This is a genomic window from Halalkalibacter alkaliphilus, from assembly GCF_023555415.1.
GTDB classification, from domain to species: Bacteria; Bacillota; Bacilli; order Bacillales; family Bacillaceae_D; genus Halalkalibacter; species Halalkalibacter alkaliphilus.
In genome coordinates, this window is the sequence record NZ_JAKRYL010000002.1 from 250,034 (window position 1) to 267,135 (window position 17,102).

General features: G+C 39.2%; 16 protein-coding genes. 9 read left to right on the forward strand and 7 right to left on the reverse strand.

Annotated features, from left to right (window positions below):
• The first annotated feature begins 49 nt into the window (after positions 1-49).
• From parE to MF646_RS02820, 3 genes are all read left to right on the forward strand, one after another.
• Positions 50-2,020 carry a DNA topoisomerase IV subunit B gene (gene parE, locus MF646_RS02810; protein WP_275980181.1) on the forward strand — a complete coding sequence of 657 codons (1,971 nt, stop codon included), beginning with the start codon at positions 50-52 and terminating at the stop codon, positions 2,018-2,020.
• A 2-nt stretch (positions 2,021-2,022) separates the two neighbouring features.
• On the forward strand, positions 2,023-4,473 hold the full coding sequence (parC, locus tag MF646_RS02815) for a DNA topoisomerase IV subunit A (protein ID WP_250094974.1): 2,451 nt from the start codon (positions 2,023-2,025) through the stop codon (positions 4,471-4,473).
• A 146-nt stretch (positions 4,474-4,619) separates the two neighbouring features.
• Positions 4,620-5,099, forward strand: coding sequence for a metal-dependent hydrolase (locus MF646_RS02820; RefSeq protein WP_250094975.1), 480 nt, complete (start codon positions 4,620-4,622; stop codon positions 5,097-5,099).
• Between the two features lie 595 nt (positions 5,100-5,694).
• Here MF646_RS02820 and MF646_RS02825 read toward each other — a convergent pair.
• Positions 5,695-6,894 carry an MFS transporter gene (locus MF646_RS02825; RefSeq protein WP_250094976.1) on the reverse strand — a complete coding sequence of 400 codons (1,200 nt, stop codon included), beginning with the start codon at positions 6,892-6,894 and terminating at the stop codon, positions 5,695-5,697.
• A gap of 165 nt (positions 6,895-7,059) precedes the next feature.
• On the opposite strand from MF646_RS02825, the gene pfkA reads away from it, so the two are divergent.
• Entirely contained in the window at positions 7,060-8,019 is a 960-nt protein-coding gene (gene pfkA, locus MF646_RS02830) for a 6-phosphofructokinase (protein WP_250094977.1), read from the forward strand.
• A gap of 113 nt (positions 8,020-8,132) precedes the next feature.
• Here the strand turns inward: pfkA and MF646_RS02835 are convergent, their stop codons facing one another.
• The 3 genes from MF646_RS02835 to MF646_RS02845 all read right to left on the reverse strand — a co-directional run bounded on the left by MF646_RS02835 (position 8,133) and on the right by MF646_RS02845 (position 9,953).
• Positions 8,133-9,221 (reverse strand): YkvI family membrane protein, encoded by a 1,089-nt coding sequence (locus tag MF646_RS02835; protein WP_250094978.1) that lies wholly within the window; start codon positions 9,219-9,221, stop codon positions 8,133-8,135.
• A gap of 252 nt (positions 9,222-9,473) precedes the next feature.
• Positions 9,474-9,671, reverse strand: a complete 198-nt coding sequence (locus MF646_RS02840; protein WP_250094979.1) for a hypothetical protein — start codon at positions 9,669-9,671, stop codon at positions 9,474-9,476.
• A gap of 24 nt (positions 9,672-9,695) precedes the next feature.
• Positions 9,696-9,953, reverse strand: coding sequence for a DUF1292 domain-containing protein (locus tag MF646_RS02845; protein ID WP_250094980.1), 258 nt, complete (start codon positions 9,951-9,953; stop codon positions 9,696-9,698).
• Between the two features lie 157 nt (positions 9,954-10,110).
• Between MF646_RS02845 and dacB the strand changes: the two genes are divergently transcribed.
• The 3 genes from dacB (at position 10,111) to MF646_RS02860 (ending at position 13,051) form a co-directional block, all read left to right on the forward strand.
• The gene (gene dacB, locus MF646_RS02850; RefSeq protein WP_250094981.1) at positions 10,111-11,562 is read left to right on the forward strand and encodes a D-alanyl-D-alanine carboxypeptidase/D-alanyl-D-alanine endopeptidase; all 1,452 of its coding nucleotides are present in this window, start codon (positions 10,111-10,113) and stop codon (positions 11,560-11,562) included.
• 72 nt (positions 11,563-11,634) lie between these two features.
• On the forward strand, positions 11,635-11,898 hold the full coding sequence (locus MF646_RS02855; protein ID WP_250094982.1) for a hypothetical protein: 264 nt from the start codon (positions 11,635-11,637) through the stop codon (positions 11,896-11,898).
• 58 nt (positions 11,899-11,956) lie between these two features.
• On the forward strand, positions 11,957-13,051 hold the full coding sequence (locus tag MF646_RS02860) for a hypothetical protein (RefSeq protein WP_250094983.1): 1,095 nt from the start codon (positions 11,957-11,959) through the stop codon (positions 13,049-13,051).
• Positions 13,052-13,080: 29 nt separating this feature from the next.
• On the opposite strand, the gene MF646_RS02865 is transcribed toward MF646_RS02860, so the two are convergent.
• From MF646_RS02865 to MF646_RS02875, 3 genes are all read right to left on the reverse strand, one after another.
• Positions 13,081-14,001 (reverse strand): VanW family protein, encoded by a 921-nt coding sequence (locus tag MF646_RS02865; protein WP_250094984.1) that lies wholly within the window; start codon positions 13,999-14,001, stop codon positions 13,081-13,083.
• A gap of 105 nt (positions 14,002-14,106) precedes the next feature.
• Positions 14,107-14,643 (reverse strand): DUF3189 family protein, encoded by a 537-nt coding sequence (locus tag MF646_RS02870; RefSeq protein WP_250094985.1) that lies wholly within the window; start codon positions 14,641-14,643, stop codon positions 14,107-14,109.
• Between the two features lie 60 nt (positions 14,644-14,703).
• Complete coding sequence (locus MF646_RS02875; protein WP_250094986.1) at positions 14,704-15,186, reverse strand: YqeG family HAD IIIA-type phosphatase; 483 nt, start codon at positions 15,184-15,186, stop codon at positions 14,704-14,706.
• Positions 15,187-15,553: 367 nt separating this feature from the next.
• Here MF646_RS02875 and MF646_RS02880 point away from each other — a divergent pair, with 367 nt between their 5' ends.
• Positions 15,554-16,267 (forward strand): YveK family protein, encoded by a 714-nt coding sequence (locus tag MF646_RS02880; protein WP_250094987.1) that lies wholly within the window; start codon positions 15,554-15,556, stop codon positions 16,265-16,267.
• Entirely contained in the window at positions 16,257-16,913 is a 657-nt protein-coding gene (locus tag MF646_RS02885) for a CpsD/CapB family tyrosine-protein kinase (protein ID WP_250094988.1), read from the forward strand. Before MF646_RS02880 ends, MF646_RS02885 begins: the two co-directional genes overlap by 11 nt.
• Positions 16,914-17,102: the final 189 nt, after the last annotated feature.

Here is a 17,102-nt window from a genome sequence, read left to right on the forward strand (position 1 = left end):
TCGTTTGTGCTACAATACGAAAAGTAGCATGTTGAAAGGAGTACCAACTTTGGCTAAGAAACAACATTTGGATTATAACGATGATGCGATACAAGTATTAGAAGGGTTAGAGGCAGTGAGAAAGCGTCCGGGGATGTACATCGGGAGTACAGACGCTCGTGGTCTCCATCACCTTGTTTATGAAATAGTTGATAACTCCGTTGACGAAGCACTTGCTGGACACGGATCATACATAAATGTTACGGTACACCGCGATAACAGTATCTCTGTTAGTGATGAAGGACGAGGAATGCCTACAGGAATGCATAAATCTGGGAAACCAACACCTGAAGTTATTCTTACGGTCTTGCATGCCGGTGGAAAGTTCGGACAAGGAGGCTATGCGACAAGTGGAGGTCTCCATGGTGTAGGGGCTTCTGTCGTAAATGCCTTATCGGAATGGCTCGTTGTTGAAATTAAGCGAGATGGGCAAGTATATAAGCAACGTTTTGAAAATGGCGGCAAACCTGCTACTACACTTGAGAAGACAGGGAAGACGCGCAAATCAGGCACAACCATTCATTTCAAGCCCGACCCAACCATTTTTAGCGCAACTACGTATAACATTGAAACGTTAACAGAACGATTACGTGAAGCGGCATTCCTTTTAAAAGGATTAAAAATTGAACTAGTCGATTTACGTGGCGAAGGTTCACAGCAAGAGTTTTATTTTGAAAATGGAATTGAAGCGTTTGTTGAATATTTAAATGAGGACAAAGAAACGTTAAGTCCCGTCGTCTTTTTCTCAGGAGACCAAAACGACATTGAAGTTGAATTCGCTTTCCAGTTTAACGATGGGTATACAGAAAATGTTCTTTCCTTCGTTAACAATGTTCGTACAAAAGATGGCGGAACACATGAACTTGGTGCAAAAGCAGCAATGACGCGCGCTGTAAATGAATATGCACGTAAAGTGAAACTGTTAAAAGATAGAGATAAAAATTTAGATGGATCAGATATTCGCGAAGGCTTCACTTCAATCATTTCCGTTCGCGTACCTGAAGCAAAGCTTCAATTCGAGGGGCAAACAAAAGGAAAGCTCGGTACAACCGAAGCTCGATCGGCAGTAGATAGCGTTGTTTCTGAGAAGCTGTCTTATTTCTTTGAGGAAAACCCTGATGTCAGTACAATGCTCATAAAAAAAGCTGTGAAAGCCGCACAAGCGCGTGAAGCGGCAAGAAAAGCACGTGAAGACGCTAGAAACGGCAAGAAGAGCAAGCGGAAGGACGTCCTATTAAGCGGGAAGCTGACACCAGCTCAATCGAAAAATCCACAACGTAATGAATTGTATTTAGTTGAGGGTGATTCCGCTGGAGGATCGGCTAAACAAGGACGAGACCGTAAGTTCCAAGCTGTTTTGCCTTTACGGGGGAAAGTTATTAACACAGAAAAAGCAAAGCTTGAAGATATTATGAAAAATGAAGAAATTCGGACGATTATTCATACGATCGGTGCAGGGGTTGGGTCTGATTTTACGTTAGAAGATGTCAATTATGATAAAATCGTCATTATGACTGATGCGGATACCGATGGTGCGCACATTCAAGTCCTTTTGCTAACATTCTTTTATCGTTATATGCGCCCGCTGTATGATGCAGGGAAAATATACATTGCTTTGCCTCCGCTTTATAAAATCAGCAAAGGCAGCGGAAAAAAAGAAGTAATCGAATATGCGTGGGACGAGCGTGAACTTGATAAGGCGACGAAAAAAGTCGGTCGTGGCTATACATTACAACGTTATAAAGGTTTAGGTGAAATGAACGCAACTCAGCTATGGGAAACAACGATGGACCCAGAAACGAGAACGCTAATTCGTGTGAAACTAGATGATGCAGCACGTGCTGAAAAGCGTGTCACGACATTAATGGGAGATAAAGTTGAACCTAGACGAAAATGGATTGAGTCTCATGTTGCATTTGGGATGGAAGAAGACTCAAACATCTTAGAAAACGAAAACTTAGCAATTATTGAGGAGGAGTAAGCTTGGCACAAACAGAGCGTTACTTAGACCTTCCCTTAGAAGAAGTCATCGGTGACCGATTTGGTCGCTATAGTAAATACATTATTCAGGAGCGTGCATTACCTGATGCAAGAGACGGCTTAAAACCCGTACAACGGAGAATTTTATACGCAATGTATAAAGATGGAAACACAGCAGATAAACCGTTCCGTAAATCAGCGAAAACCGTTGGTAACGTCATCGGTAACTATCACCCACATGGTGATTCATCTGTGTATGAAGCGATGATTCGAATGAGTCAGGAATGGAAGGTTCGTAACCTACTAGTTGATATGCACGGAAACAACGGATCAATTGATGGCGACCCACCGGCAGCGATGCGTTATACAGAAGCGAGATTATCGAAAATTGCATCACAGCTTCTGCGTGACATTGATCGCGATACGGTTGACTACATTCCTAACTTTGATGATACAGAGGATGAACCAGTTGTCCTTCCAGCCATGTTTCCGAACTTGCTAGTCAATGGCTCCACAGGAATTTCCTCTGGTTATGCAACCGACATCCCTCCGCATCATTTAGGGGAGATTATTGACGGTGTTATCATGCAAATGGAAAAGCCAACAACAACGCTTGATGATCTGTTACATGTCATTAAAGGCCCTGACTTTCCTACAGGAGGTATCGTTCAAGGTCTCGATGGCATCCGCCAAGCATATCGTACCGGAAAAGGAAAGGTCGTCGTTCGGGCGAAAACAGAAGTGGAAGAGTTGCGCGGAGGTCGTGAGCAAATTGTCATCACGGAAATTCCATATGAAGTCGTTAAGTCTAACTTAGTGAAAAAAATGGATGAGCTTCGCTTTGATAAGAAAGTAGACGGAATTGCAGAAGTTCGAGATGATACCGATCGTACTGGTTTACGAATCGTTGTTGAGTTGAAAAAAGAAGCGGATGCAAATGCAATCTTAAACTATCTATTAAAAAATACTGATTTACAAGTTACATATAATTTCAACATGGTAGCAATCGCCAATAAAGCACCGAAATTAATGGGACTGCAAGCACTAATCCAAGCATACATTGACCATCAAAAGCTTGTCTTTACAAGACGTGCCAAATACGATTTGAACAAAGCGTTGGACCGTCAACATATTGTTCAAGGGCTCATTAAGGCGATTTCAATTCTAGACGAAGTCATTGCAACCATTCGTGCGTCTAAAGATAAAAAGAATGCGAAAGATAACCTGATTGCACAATTTGAATTTACAGAAGCACAAGCAGAAGCAATTGTTACATTGCAACTATACCGTTTAACAAATACGGATATTACAACACTCGAAGAAGAAGCAGCTGAGCTAGAACGCCGTATTCATGAGCTAGAAGCGATTCTAGGCAGTGAGAAAAAGCTTATCCAAGTTATTAAGAGCAATCTTCAAACGATTAAAAAAGAATTTGCTGACCCACGCCGTACGGTAATTAAAGAAGAAATCGAAGAAATCAAAATCAATATGGACGTCCTCATTGCATCAGAAGACGTTATGGTTACCGTTACAAAAGAAGGCTATGTAAAACGAACAAGCATCCGTTCATACGGGGCATCAAATGGAGAGAATCCTGGGATGAAGGAAGGAGATTACCTACTCGGGCATTTTGAAATTAACACAACAGAAACGTTGTTGTTGTTTACAAAGTCCGGAAACTATCTCTATATTCCAGTTCACCAGCTCCCAGATATCCGTTGGAAAGACAACGGCCAACATGTAGCCAACCTAGTTAGCGGGTACAATTCAGATGATGAAATTATTAAAGCATTGCCAGTTAAAGAGTTTAAAGAAGAGCAATCGCTTCTGTTTATCACGAAAAATGGAATGGCTAAAAAGTCACAATTGTCCCTATACCAAGCTCAACGTTTTTCAAAGCCTTTAATGGCTCTAAAGTTGAAGGAACATGACGAAGTTGTAGCTTGTATGTTAACAAATGGAAATGAAGAATTATTTATCGCAACCCACCTAGGATACGGGCTCTGGCTCGGTGAAGAAGAAATTAACCTAGTTGGCCAAAGAGCAGCTGGTGTCAAAGCAATTAACCTAAAGGAAGAAGACCATGTTGTCGATGCGTCCACATTCCTAGCAGACGATAAGAAAGTTGAATTTATCATCGTCACACAGCGCGGGGCAGTGAAAAAGGTACCAATTACCGAATTTGATAAGTCAAGTAGAGCGAAACGCGGACTTGTCATGTTACGTGAATTAAAATCAAATCCACATCGAGTCATCGCATGCAAACGAGTAAAAGATCAAGATGGAACGTTTGTAGTTATCACTGATAAGAATCATGAAGAAACATTGGAAGTAGATAACTATCGAAATAGTGATCGTTATAGCAATGGATCGTTCATCATTGACGTATCAACTAGCGGCAATGTGATTGAAGTTCGAGAAGAGATTGATACAACACCGAAAAACGAGGATTAATTGAAACCGTTGAAAAAGGGGGACCTTTTTCAGTGAGTAGAGGGTACTGAAAATGGACTATTTTCAGTACCCTTCATTAATGCTTTAAATAGTACAAAAGGTAACCATAACAATATTATGTAAACTAAAAGAAAAGGAAGAAGACGATGAAAGGAACAACTCACCTGATTGGTGGTTTGACGGCAGCTGTGATCTATGAAAATCAGTTTCCCGGAACAATTAATGAGCCATTTTTATTTTATACAACGGCATTAGCAGGAGCCATTATTCCAGACATTTGCCACCCTAAATCAATGATCGGCAGAAGACTACCGATAGTATCAAGAACGATTAGCACCGTTTTTGGACATCGCTCGTTTAGTCATAGCCTGCTATTTCTTGTGATTGTTCATATGCTTACCGAGCAATTAACGATCCAAGGAGCCAATGCAATCCAACTCGGACTCCTTCTTGGTGTGGGCAGTCATATTGTACTTGATGCGATGACCCCACAAGGAGTGAAATTATTTTATCCAATCAAAATGAATGTGAGAACACCCATTTATGTTAAAACAGGTTCCGTCATTGGAGAAACCGTTGTTACGTTTTGCTTGGGAGGACTGCTTGTTTTTTATTTGTTTTCGTAAGGATTCGTAAGAAAAGGAAGGTACCGATTACTAACGGATTCCGTTTCCTATCAAAACATTATAAAAGCAAGCTAAAATGCCTATCAAATTGTATAGTAATTTGATGGGCATTGATATAGTTGGATTTATACGTTTTTTGAGTGAAATTTCGTATGTTAAATTGTATTACAAATTCCCCTTCATAAAGGTGATGAATGCCAAACCAGTCCAGAAAAGAAGGGGAAAAGATCTTCATAAAGTTGATGAATGCCAAACCAGTTCAGAAAAGAAGGGGAAAAGATCTTCATAAAGCTGATGAATGCCAAACAGCCTAGAAAAGCATGGGGAAGAGTCTTCATAAAGCCAATGAAGACCCAAACAGATAAATCAGTATGGAAAAAAGAACTTCATACAAACCAATATGTATTTTTATTGTTGAAGATGCGATTATAAATAAATATAAGAATTAGCTTAGATTAATGACTGGGCTATTTTTCATGGAAAAAGCACCGCATTTTATGCGGTGCAATTAGATATACATTTTCATGTGTAAATCTGGTTTTTTTGCGATAGGTAACGGAATTCGCAACCTATTTACGGCACCTCCCTTTATCGTTTATTGATATTTTGGGCGGTAGAAAAGTAATATGATAAACCCACATAAAGATATGATTCCACATAAGAAAAAGACAAAAGGTAAATTTATTCTGTCTGCAAACTCTCCTGCGACCAACGGCCCAGCCAAAATTCCAATGGCATAAAAGGATTGATAAAACCCCATTGCTGAGCTTTTCAATTCACTTGTAGCAAGTTGAATCACCATACCCAAAAGGAGAGGAAAAATAATCCCAAGTAATAAGCCAATTCCAGCATGGATGAGACAAAACAATAAAAATGAGTTTACTAGAGGAGGCATGAACAATAACAGTGTCATGAAAGCAAAACAAAAGAGTAAAACAAGTTTTTGCTTTTTTAGATCAATTTGATAAAACATAAGCCAAACGGAAGCAAGTGCATGCGGGATAAAAAATGAACAAACTAACAACGTGATTGCATGACTGCCTGATGAAAGCTGTGTTGTATACATCGGTGAAAACCCAAAAATGGTAATAAACAAAATCGCATGTCCACTTAACGAGAGGAATGTAATCGTTTTTAGTCCATGGATTTGATACGTCTTTTGTATATGCGAAGTTATTTTAATAGGTTTTTTATTTGTTGATCCAGTAACTTCTTTAATACGAAAAGCTAAGATTAGCCCAATGATGGAGGTAACAGCAGCAACCCAAAACGGAAATGACCAACCTAGTTGGATGACTAAATACCCGCTAATCATCATGCTAAAGAATTGCGCAAACACTGTTAAAAATTGCACACGACTCATCGCTTTGGAAGCATCTTCTGTCTTAAAATATTGAGAATACAACACAGTTGCCATCACCCACATCGCAGCAGTAATTCCTGCTAAAAGACGTGAAGTAAAGATTCCGATAAACGATTGCGTGAAAATAAGCAGAAGGCTGCTAATGAATGCGATAACAAAACCAGAAATGAGTAGTGGCTTTCGTAAACCTGCCAGTCGGTCTGAAAGGACACCTAAAGGAAAACGCAGGATGATTTGTGTCACCCCATAACTTCCTAAGATGATTCCAATGATAGAATAGCTAAAACCAATATCCTCTAAATATAAGCCAAAAACAGGTATGTAAATATAAGTGCAAAACCAAAAACAAAAGACGACACTTAAAAATACTAGATGATCAGATTTTGATGCAACATGTTCCTCTCCAGCTGCTTTTCTTACGGCTTGTTCCAATAATTCCACTCCCATCCTATTTAAAAGCATTTTCTTTTACTGTAACATGATAAAATACACTGTCAATTACAAAAAAAGTCAAGCTACGTTCACGTACGTATAACTACGCCCATTTATTGAAATACTTGCTAAAAGATAGTGAATTTATAGCTAGGAGTGGGTAGATTGAAACGAATTGCTGTATTAACGAGTGGAGGAGATTCACCAGGAATGAATGCGGCCGTTCGTGCCGTTGTTCGTAAAGCGATATACCATGATTGCAAAGTATTTGGTGTATACCGCGGCTATGCTGGGATGATGGAAGGCGATATTAAGGAACTAAATTTAGGTTCTGTAGGTGATATTATTCATCGCGGTGGGACGATGCTTCACACAGCAAGAAGTGAAGATTTTAAAACAAAAGAAGGCCAATTAAAAGCTGTTGAACATTTAAAAAAACATCAAATTGAGGGCGTTGTAGTTATTGGGGGCGATGGGTCTTATCGCGGAGCCCAAAAACTTGCCGAACATGGGGTTGCAACGATTGGAGCACCAGGAACGATTGATAATGATATTCCAGGTACTGATTTTACAATTGGCTTTGATACATCGTTAAATACGATCATCCACGCTATTGATAAAATTCGAGATACCGCATCCTCACACGAGAGAACGTATGTTATCGAAGTGATGGGACGCCACGCTGGAGATCTCGCATTATGGAGTGGGCTCGCGGCCGGAGCAGAAACCATTATGCTTCCTGAAGTTGAACATAATATGGAAGAGATTATCGATCGATTGAAACGAGGCGCCAAGCGCGGAAAAAAACATAGTATTATTGTTGTCGCTGAGGGCGTAGGCTCAGGCGTTGAAATCGGAGAAAGCATTCAAAAGCAATTAAATATCGAAACTCGTGTAACCGTCTTAGGACATATCCAACGGGGCGGCTCTCCAACTGGATTTGACCGTGTCTTAGCGAGCCGTTTGGGCGCTCACGCCGTTGATTTACTATTAGAAGGCAAATCTGGCTTAGCTGTTGGAATTGAAAAAAATGTCTTAGTGAGCACTTCATTCGATGAAATTTTTTCAAAACCGCATGAAATCGATACGAAAATGTATGAATTATCGAGTCAACTTTCAATTTAAGCAAAAAAGACGTGTCAGCGATGGCACGTCTTTTTGTTGCGGTTCGTGGCAAGAGGGTGAGAGGAGGAAATCAAATATAGCAGATTCGAGTGTTCAGAAATGAACTCTACAAATCAACCGCTCTTGCCAGCAGCCCTTAAAGCCTCACGCTTAAACACCCACACATAAAGCAATCCTGCAAAAAAGATGAATCCCCCATACCCGACAGCCGGATATAAATACGTTACTAACGTAGAAAATCCAACTTGGCTCACAATAAAAGCAGCGATTGTTGTCCCAACGATCAGCGAAATGCGAAACTTCTGATCAATAAAGGTCATTCTTGAAACGAATCCATACAGATTACTAACAGCTGTAGAGTAGACAGCTGAAAATAAGACAACTGCAAACAATAGCTGGATGAACGGAGAGATGAGAGAAGCGATATAAATCATCGGAACTTCCACTACAGCCACTACCAAAATATTAGACAAAACACTAAAATAAATCGCTAACACACCAAGGCCTAAACCAAGAGCTCCTAACAACGCACCCCAGAACAGAGTGCTTTTCTTCGTTGCATTCGGTCCCATTGGGGCCAAAATAGCAACTGCAATAACTAAATTAAAGGAAGCATAATTTAATGCAGCAATAAACCAGTTAGGTGCGGCACCTACTAAGTTTGCCGTACGTTCAATATCTTCTACTGTTACAGGACTACGATAAATTCCATATAGTGAAATTAATAAAACAGATATTAATAAAACGGGAACAACATAGCTAATCGCATTTATGACTCCTTTGATTCCACGAATGACCGTGAAAAGTGCAAGCAGTGCCATCAAAATCGTACCCCACCATGAGGACAAACCAAATTGTTCAACAGATATAGCCCCAGCACCAGCAATCATCGCTGCAAGGGCTCCAAATAAGAAAATCGTAATAATTAAATCGATCAGTGAACCGAAAAACCGCCCATTTGAAAAGCGAACAACTTCCACATATGCAGAAGCGCTTAAAGCTCGTCCAATAACTAAAATCATATAACCAAAGACAAAGAAAAGTGAGGTTGCTAGAACAATTCCCCATATTCCTAATAATCCGAACGCACTAAAAAATTGAAGTACCTCTTGACCAGATGCGAAACCAGCCCCAACAATGGTACCTATATAAGTAGCTGCAATTTTAAACGCATTTAAATGAGCAGGAGATTCATTCGTCACAATCGTCACCACCTCTGTGAATATTTGTAAGGAGGTTATTATTATGGATTGAAACGAGCAAATTTATTATCAATAGCAATACTTTGAGAAAATGGTACAGCTGTAAAAATGTTAGGGCCAGTGACTGGAAATTAAGAGATGATACATATAATTTCACGTACTGTATGTATTATCTAAATTATAATGCCAACTCAATTAGGACAAAAAAAGAAAGCTACGGCACGTAAAGAAGATACCGTAGCTTTCCATGTTCTATTCTGATCTTTGTTCTGTTTCTTTTGATGTTGCTGTAGCACCGTCATATTCTCTGTCGATCTGGCCTGTTGTATCCTTCTTCGGTGAAAGAGAGTAGTCAGCGATCTCATCGGGACCAGTTAATCCAAATAGTCCCATTGTTCCACCTTGACCCATTCGGACATGTTCTTGAACATCACTTTTTTCATTTGCCACATCAATCACCTCATAGACCTAGGTTTATTCTTCAGCAGGATTCGCTTCAACAGCAATTTCGTATGCTTCCAAAATGGAATCTCTTTCTTCAGGGTCTGTGATCCCTACAAGGTATTGTTCATCCTCTTCATCTTCGACTCTCATTAAAATGGTTTCTTCGTTTGATGTTAGAAGAGCATATGAATGGTCCTCCATATCAAATAACGCTTCGACTGCATAATCTTTCATATGTCCTTGTTCATCTTCTATCGTTATTTGGTCTCTAACTTCATTTGGTTCCATCAAGCTCACCACCATATCATCAAGTGTACGCCAGGTAACGTACTACTTATAATTTGCCCCTTTTATTGTTGATTATTTTTCATAAGAATTGGTTTATCGTTCATTTTGCATACTAATTAAGGTAAAGGAACCTTTTCTTGATGGAGGAGTAAATCGTATGCGTAAAATTGTTGTAGCAATCATAGTCATTTGTCTCGTGTTCCATGCTCCGTTTGTCGAAGCGAAAACAAATAGAGAGCTTATGAAGAATCAAATTGAGCACCTTATACAAACGGATCCGAGTATGGAGGGGGCAATAGCAAGCATCAGTATTCGATCAGCTAAAACAGGCGAGCTGTTAATGGAACACAATGGTACAACTCGCCTAAGACCAGCTTCAAATATGAAGCTTTTTACAGCAGCTACAGCATTGGCAGTATTAGGTGATAATTACACGTTTCAAACAGAGTTAGTAACAGATGGAAATATAAAGTGGGCCTTATTAGATGGAAATCTTTATATAAAAGGAAAAGGAGATCCAACCTTACTGAAAGAAGACATCGATCAATTAGTAGGGACCCTTCAAAAGAAAGGAGTCAAATTCATTCGAGGCGATGTAATTGGAGATGACTCGTGGTATGACGACACACGCTATTCAGTCGATTTACCGTGGAGTGATGAAACCACCTATTATGGATCAGCTATTTCCGCTTTAACAGTATCCGCTGACGACGATTACGATGCCGGATCAATTATTGTAAAAGTTAGCCCACAAGATATAGGTCAAAGTGGTAAAATTCAGATCGAACCACAGACGGAATATGTTCACATTGTCAATGAAACAGAAACCGTTTCTGCTGATCACACAACAAAAATAACAGTCAATAGAGAGCATGGCACGAACACTATTATTATTGAAGGAACAATTTCAAAAGACACTTCGGAAGAAAAAAGCACAGTTGCAGTTTGGGAGCCAACAGATTTCGCACTTGCTATGTTTGAAGAAGCGCTTCAACAAAAGGGAATCAAGCTTCTTGGTGAAGTGAAACGAGGAGTAACACCTGAAAATACAAGTCTATTAGCCGTACGTGAATCCATTCCACTGTCAGAGCTCATGGTCCCTTTTATGAAACTCAGTAACAATGGACATGCAGAAGTGCTTGTTAAAGAGATGGGGAAGGTGATGAAAGAGGAAGGTAGCTGGGAAAAGGGACTAGAGGTGATGGACGAACAATTACGTTCGTTTGGGGTAGAGACAGATACATTAGTCATAAGAGACGGATCAGGCATATCTCACATTAACTTAATTTCAGCGAATCAATTAACAAAAATTTTGTTTTCAGTTCAATCCGAAGACTGGTTCCCTGTATTTTTACATTCGCTGCCTGTTTCAGGAGGGGAGAACAGATTAGAAAGAGGCACATTGTATAGACGTTTAGCAAATCCAGAGGCAGTAGGGAAGGTAAAAGCTAAAACGGGAACACTAACTACTGTTAGTACATTATCTGGTTACGTGGAAACAAAGTCAGGAGAAACGGTGATTTTCTCCATTCTGTTAAACAACGTATTAGACGGAAAGAAAGCGAAACAATTGGAAGATCAAATTGTCCTGCAGCTAGTCAATCTGTAACAGTAAGCAGGAATAGCTTTGTTTGGCCTGAGGAATTATAAATATCATCTCAGAAGATGCAGGAGGCTTAAGATGGAACATCAACCATTAACTTATTTTGAAAAATTAGAAAATCTCTATGTCCTTATGGAAACGAAAAAAATGCTCCAAGCGAAGTTAGAGCAAGTAAAGCAAGAAAATCAACCGACAAATCTAATCGAGGAAGACTTACGTAAAATTGAAGAAGAAATTGCAGAATATACAGACGGATCAGATATGCCTGACCCGAATATAACAATAACAAGCTCCTTATTTAACCCCGCAATTATGGAGGAAATGGAAGGAACCGATTCATAGTACGTTCCTGTTTAAACACTGAGGAAAACGAATAAAAACATAAACAGGAGTCAGACAAATGAAAAAAACAATTATCTTGCTGTTTGTCCTTTGTATGATGTTACCATCTGCCGTAACTGCAGCAGAAGGCAATGGACAAGTATCTCTCATAGTCAAATCTTCGAGCCATTCATTACATCAAACCGTACTTAAGATCAAGTCAGACAAAATCGTTCAAGCCCTATTCCAAGCAAAAACGATTGAGCCTGTCTCAGAAATACCTCATTCCAACCACTACCTTTTACTTGAAGATAAAGGGACCGTAAGAATTTTTGTGCTTGATTATAAAAACGGGTTATATGATGTTCAACAAAAAGAAAAAATTCAAGTTGAAGAAAAAATCATCAATAAACTTAATGATTACTTTAGTGGGTTAGAGGCGCATCACTTCGGTACAGTTCTCTCGTGGGAGGAAGTTGACAAGCTAATACCGCGCTACACTTCTTTCACGATTACCGATATCGAAACAGGCTTAAAATTTGAAGCGCAAAGACGAGCAGGATCAAGTCATGCAGATGTCCAACCATTAACAACGAAAGATACAAAAATCATGAAAGAAATCTATAGTGGAAAGTGGAGCTGGAAAAGACGGGCGATCCTCGTGCACCATGAAGGAAAAATGATTGCAGCTTCCATGCACGGAATGCCACATGGCGGGGGAGCGCTAGCGAATAATTTTCCAGGACATTTCTGTATCCACTTTAAAGGCAGTACGACGCACAGATCGAAAAGTCTTGATTTATCCCATCAAGTAATGGTGTATAAGGCAGGAGGAATGCTTGCTCCGTACGTGCAGCAACTGCCACCAAATCAGGTAGTTGAACTGTTTTTAATCGCAATAAATCAAAATGATCTTGATTTACTAAATTTAATCTATAAAGATCAAAACGGGGAATCACAAAAATTAATTGAAGAAATTGAGTCCATAAGACTTGTTAAAAAGAAAAATCCGCCGTCTATAACTGGACCGCTTGTATATGAGCTTCCGCTATCTTTTCTCGTGAAAAAGAAGAACAAAGGAGAAGTAGGTTCATTCTATACATTCCAAGTGCGACGTGACTCACCAACAGGTGATTGGAAGTTAGAAAGCGTCCCAACTGACTTACTCCATTAAAAGAGGATGACCAATAAGGAACTAGTTCCTTATTGGTCATCCTCTTCTATATTAATTTCTCGAGGTAACTTCTGCGGCGCACCGGGAACGGTACGTTGTTCCACATTAATCGATTCGGAAGAAAGCACAACGACGCTCATTTGCCCGCCATACACCCTCGCTTGCAATAAAATAGGTTGATTCAATTCATTCCGAAACACGAAATCAGGTCCATACCAGCTGACGGTCGCATCACGACCACGCGGAACATAAGGAACCCTGCGACTATGAGAATAACGCTGAACAATAGCTAACCCCGCACGATCGACGGCATTATACAAAGTAGAAGATACTTGACAGATCCCGCCACCAATTCCTTCAGAAAGCTCACCTCTGACAATGACAGGAGCAGGCAAATACCCTCGTTCCTTTGTCCGCTTTCCAACAATTTGATTAAACGAAAACGTTTCTCCAGGAAACACGACTTGATTATTAATGGCTTCTGTAGCTAATTTGATGTTATGAGAGCGTTGCTTGTTGCGGCTATTAAAGTACGTAACATACTGACCAATTCGCCGAGTACGGATATCAGAAAGAAGTTCACTGTCGACTCGCGGGTGAAGTACCTGTCTCGGAACATCTATCTCCATCGGACCTTTGCCAAAATAATATTGGTAAAATAACTGTTTTAACTTATGCTTATTTAACCGATACCCAACTTGCTCAGAAACAAGATTTCCCAACTTATCAATCTGTGCATTAACAGGAGGTTCAAACGTTACCTGATCAAGTTGTTGGACAAATTGATCATATGTTTCATGATCGATCATTTCTCTTCCTAATAGATTATTGGCAAAGTCAGATCGAGAAATTGACGCAATCGTCTCACCGTTATATTTAATTGATAAATCATCGGCAATATCGGTAAAAGGAACAAAAAGCAAAAGAAATCCAAGAAAAATATGTATCATGTGCTACACTACCTCCTGTATGTAGTATGAGTTGATGGAGAGGTTTTCATGTGATAATTGGGGAGTGAAGTTAAAGAAAAAAAGACCCAGTTTGCAACTGAATCTTTATCGAGATATGATATTCGAGATCTTACTTACTTCCAATTCCTTATTCTCCAGCACCTCAATTGAATTCGTGGAGGTTTTTGCAGCATGTTTCGTCTTTTCAACTAACTTTGATATGTTCGGAAACGTTTTTTGTGCTCCTTTTACAAGCAATGGAACACCAATAAAATCAATATGCATCTTGTGCGAAAACAGCCCGCCAAACGTCATTTCAAGTGGTACCGTAGGAGACGCGTTGGAGCAGATTACTTTCTCATGCTCATAGCCTTTGCCTTCTAACAATAGAAGGAGTTCGCTCATTGCTGTCACCATTTTGTGTGAAAGGCCACGGCCCAGTGTGAACACCTGGCTGCCATCTTCATCTTTCCCATGATAAATAAGCTTCCCTAACGATTTTGACGTTAATTTGTTAAAGATATCAATTCCCAAAATCTCTTCTTTTGTTGGTACGCGATCATTCGGAATCTTTTTTAAATGATAAGCTGCACAAAGAGCGGAAGAGTGGGTGCCTGCATAACAATTGTAAATATAGATCATGTCAAATCACCTCTTATTAAAGGGGATAAGATAGTTTCCCACTCATTCAACACATTATACTTACCAGCGGCTTTTCACCCAGCGCTCCAGCTTACGCTTAAGAACAATTTGAATCGGCTCATGCTCTTGACCAATTGGCTTCACAAGAGCAGTCTTCATCCCCGCACGTTTCCCGCACCAAACATCAGTAAATAACTGATCTCCTAAGAAGAGACTTGTTTCTTTTGTGGCACCGACGGTTTTCATATGTTTTTCAATTCTTGAGGCAGCTGGCTTATTACATTTGCCAAAACCAATAATGCCATTCGGCTCACAAAAACGATCGACACGTCCTTGGCTATTGTTCGATGCAACGATTAATTGCACACCTTGTTTTTTTAACATTGCAATCCAATTCGTTAGGTCATCTCCAGCAGGGCGGTCGTGACTAGCGAGGGTACTGTCTAAATCAGAAAAGATGGTCTTGATTTGGTTTTTCTTTAACCAATCTGCTGTAATATCAGAGAAGTGGTGAAGTTCAAAGTCTGGTTTGAAATATTTCATGTTATGATTCACTGCCTTTATGTATATGTATTAGATTATCTTTTCTTATTTTAGCAAATATTAGACAAGGATGTTTAGGAAAATGAAAGAGAGAGGTCTAGGCAACCGAGACTAAAGTCTTATAAAGCTTAAATTGAGACCAGATTTTGTTCTATATATAGAAAAAATTTCAGAAATTTGAAATCTCTTATTGACACGTTCGCTATACAGAACTAAAATAAGGGTAAGAAATGACAAAAATTTTGTAAAAAAATCCAAAAATTAATACCGGTTCAAAAGTTCTAGTTCTTTAATCTGGTCCATAGTAATTTTTTTTGCTTCGTCTGTGCTTTATAAAGAACTAATAAAATAATGAGTAGGTGAAAAAGTGGAGCAGGGTAAAGGAAATGAAATTGATATTAGAAAGATATTTGATGTAATAAGGAAACGGCTATGGATGGTTGTTGTAATTACTGTTATTACTACATGTGCTGGAGCCATTTACAATCATCTAAACAAACCAACACCCATTTATGATTCAACGTCAAGAATTATGATTAGTGAGACTTCTAGTTTCTTTGATACGTTACGAGTAGTTATTACTGAACCACCTGTCTTGGAGGCTGTCATTGAAGAATTACAACTAACCCAAACTGCTGAGTCTTTAAGGGGACAAATTAATGTTTCACGAGTGGATAGCTCCCAAATAGTTGCAATAACTGTGACAAATACAAGCCAGGAACAAGCCACAATCATTGCCAATACAGTGGCAAATGTATATAAAGAAAAAGCTGTTGAGCTTTTAGGTTTTGAAGGGGTAGAGATTTTTGCAGAAGCTGTTGTAAGAGAAAATGCTTGGCCGATTAACCCTGCAAATAACCGCATCATTAAATTAGCGTTCGCATTTGGAGTCGTTGTTGGACTTGGTTTGGTTTTCCTTCTAGACAGCTTAGATAATCGGTTCCGCTCAGAACGACAAATTGAAAAGTCTCTCGAACTCCCTGTTTTAGGATCTGTTTCAAAAATGAATAAAAAATCACTTAACAAGAATGAAAATAATAAAACGAACCCTTCTGTAAGAGGTGAAACCATTGCTCCTTAAATTTAAGAAAAAGAAATTCATAACAATTAATAAACATCCAGAATCGTTAATTAATGATGAGTATGAATCCATAAAAACGAATCTTGAGTTTACAGCCTTGGAAAATCACTGTCGAACTTTTGTCATTACCTCACCGAACTATGGTGAAGGAAAATCGATTACAACCGCTAACTTGGCGATATCATTAGCTCATGACGGTAAAAAGGTATTAATAATTGATACAAATGTTCGAAGACCGTCAATTAATACGATCTTTAAAATTAAAAACAACGTAGGTCTTACGAATATTTTAATAGGCCAAAAACTGTTAGAAGAAACAATCAATCATACAGAAGTTCCTTTAGTTAATGTCGTCACAAGCGGGCCACTGCCGTTAGATACAGAAAGGTTATTTAAATCTCAATTAATGGATAAAGTTTTAGATCAAGCAAGAGAACTATATGACTATGTTTTAGTCGATACGCCAGCTGTTTTAGAGGAGGGCGACACGAAGATTTTGTCAGGTAGGTGCGATGGAGTCATAATGGTTATCAGAGATGGAAAGACCGAAGATGAACAAGCACTAGAAGCAAAAAATATGTTGGATATTTCGAATGCGAAATTACTCGGTGTCATTTTCAATGCAAAAGCTAAAAGTGTACTTTAAAAAGAACAACAAATATGTAGTTCTTGAAATTCTTTTTTTTGATCAACTTGTTCTTTATTAAGAACCAATTGACATGAAAAAATTTTGGTGATGTCTCCTTGCCATTATCGATGGAGGTACTCGGTCATGCTGTGGGTTGAAAAACCTTAGATGCTAGTCATCAAGAGTGTGGTGTGAGGGCGGGTTAAA

Coding starts and splice junctions, on each gene's coding strand:
- MF646_RS02820 (WP_250094975.1), top strand. CDS start 4,620: ATGAAAGGAACAACTCACCTGATTGGTGGTTTGACGGCAGCTGTGATC.
- MF646_RS02845 (WP_250094980.1), bottom strand. CDS start 9,953: ATGGAACCAAATGAAGTTAGAGACCAAATAACGATAGAAGATGAACAA.
- dacB (WP_250094981.1), top strand. CDS start 10,111: ATGCGTAAAATTGTTGTAGCAATCATAGTCATTTGTCTCGTGTTCCAT.
- MF646_RS02855 (WP_250094982.1), top strand. CDS start 11,635: ATGGAACATCAACCATTAACTTATTTTGAAAAATTAGAAAATCTCTAT.
- MF646_RS02860 (WP_250094983.1), top strand. CDS start 11,957: ATGAAAAAAACAATTATCTTGCTGTTTGTCCTTTGTATGATGTTACCA.
- MF646_RS02865 (WP_250094984.1), bottom strand. CDS start 14,001: ATGATACATATTTTTCTTGGATTTCTTTTGCTTTTTGTTCCTTTTACC.
- MF646_RS02870 (WP_250094985.1), bottom strand. CDS start 14,643: ATGATCTATATTTACAATTGTTATGCAGGCACCCACTCTTCCGCTCTT.
- MF646_RS02875 (WP_250094986.1), bottom strand. CDS start 15,186: ATGAAATATTTCAAACCAGACTTTGAACTTCACCACTTCTCTGATATT.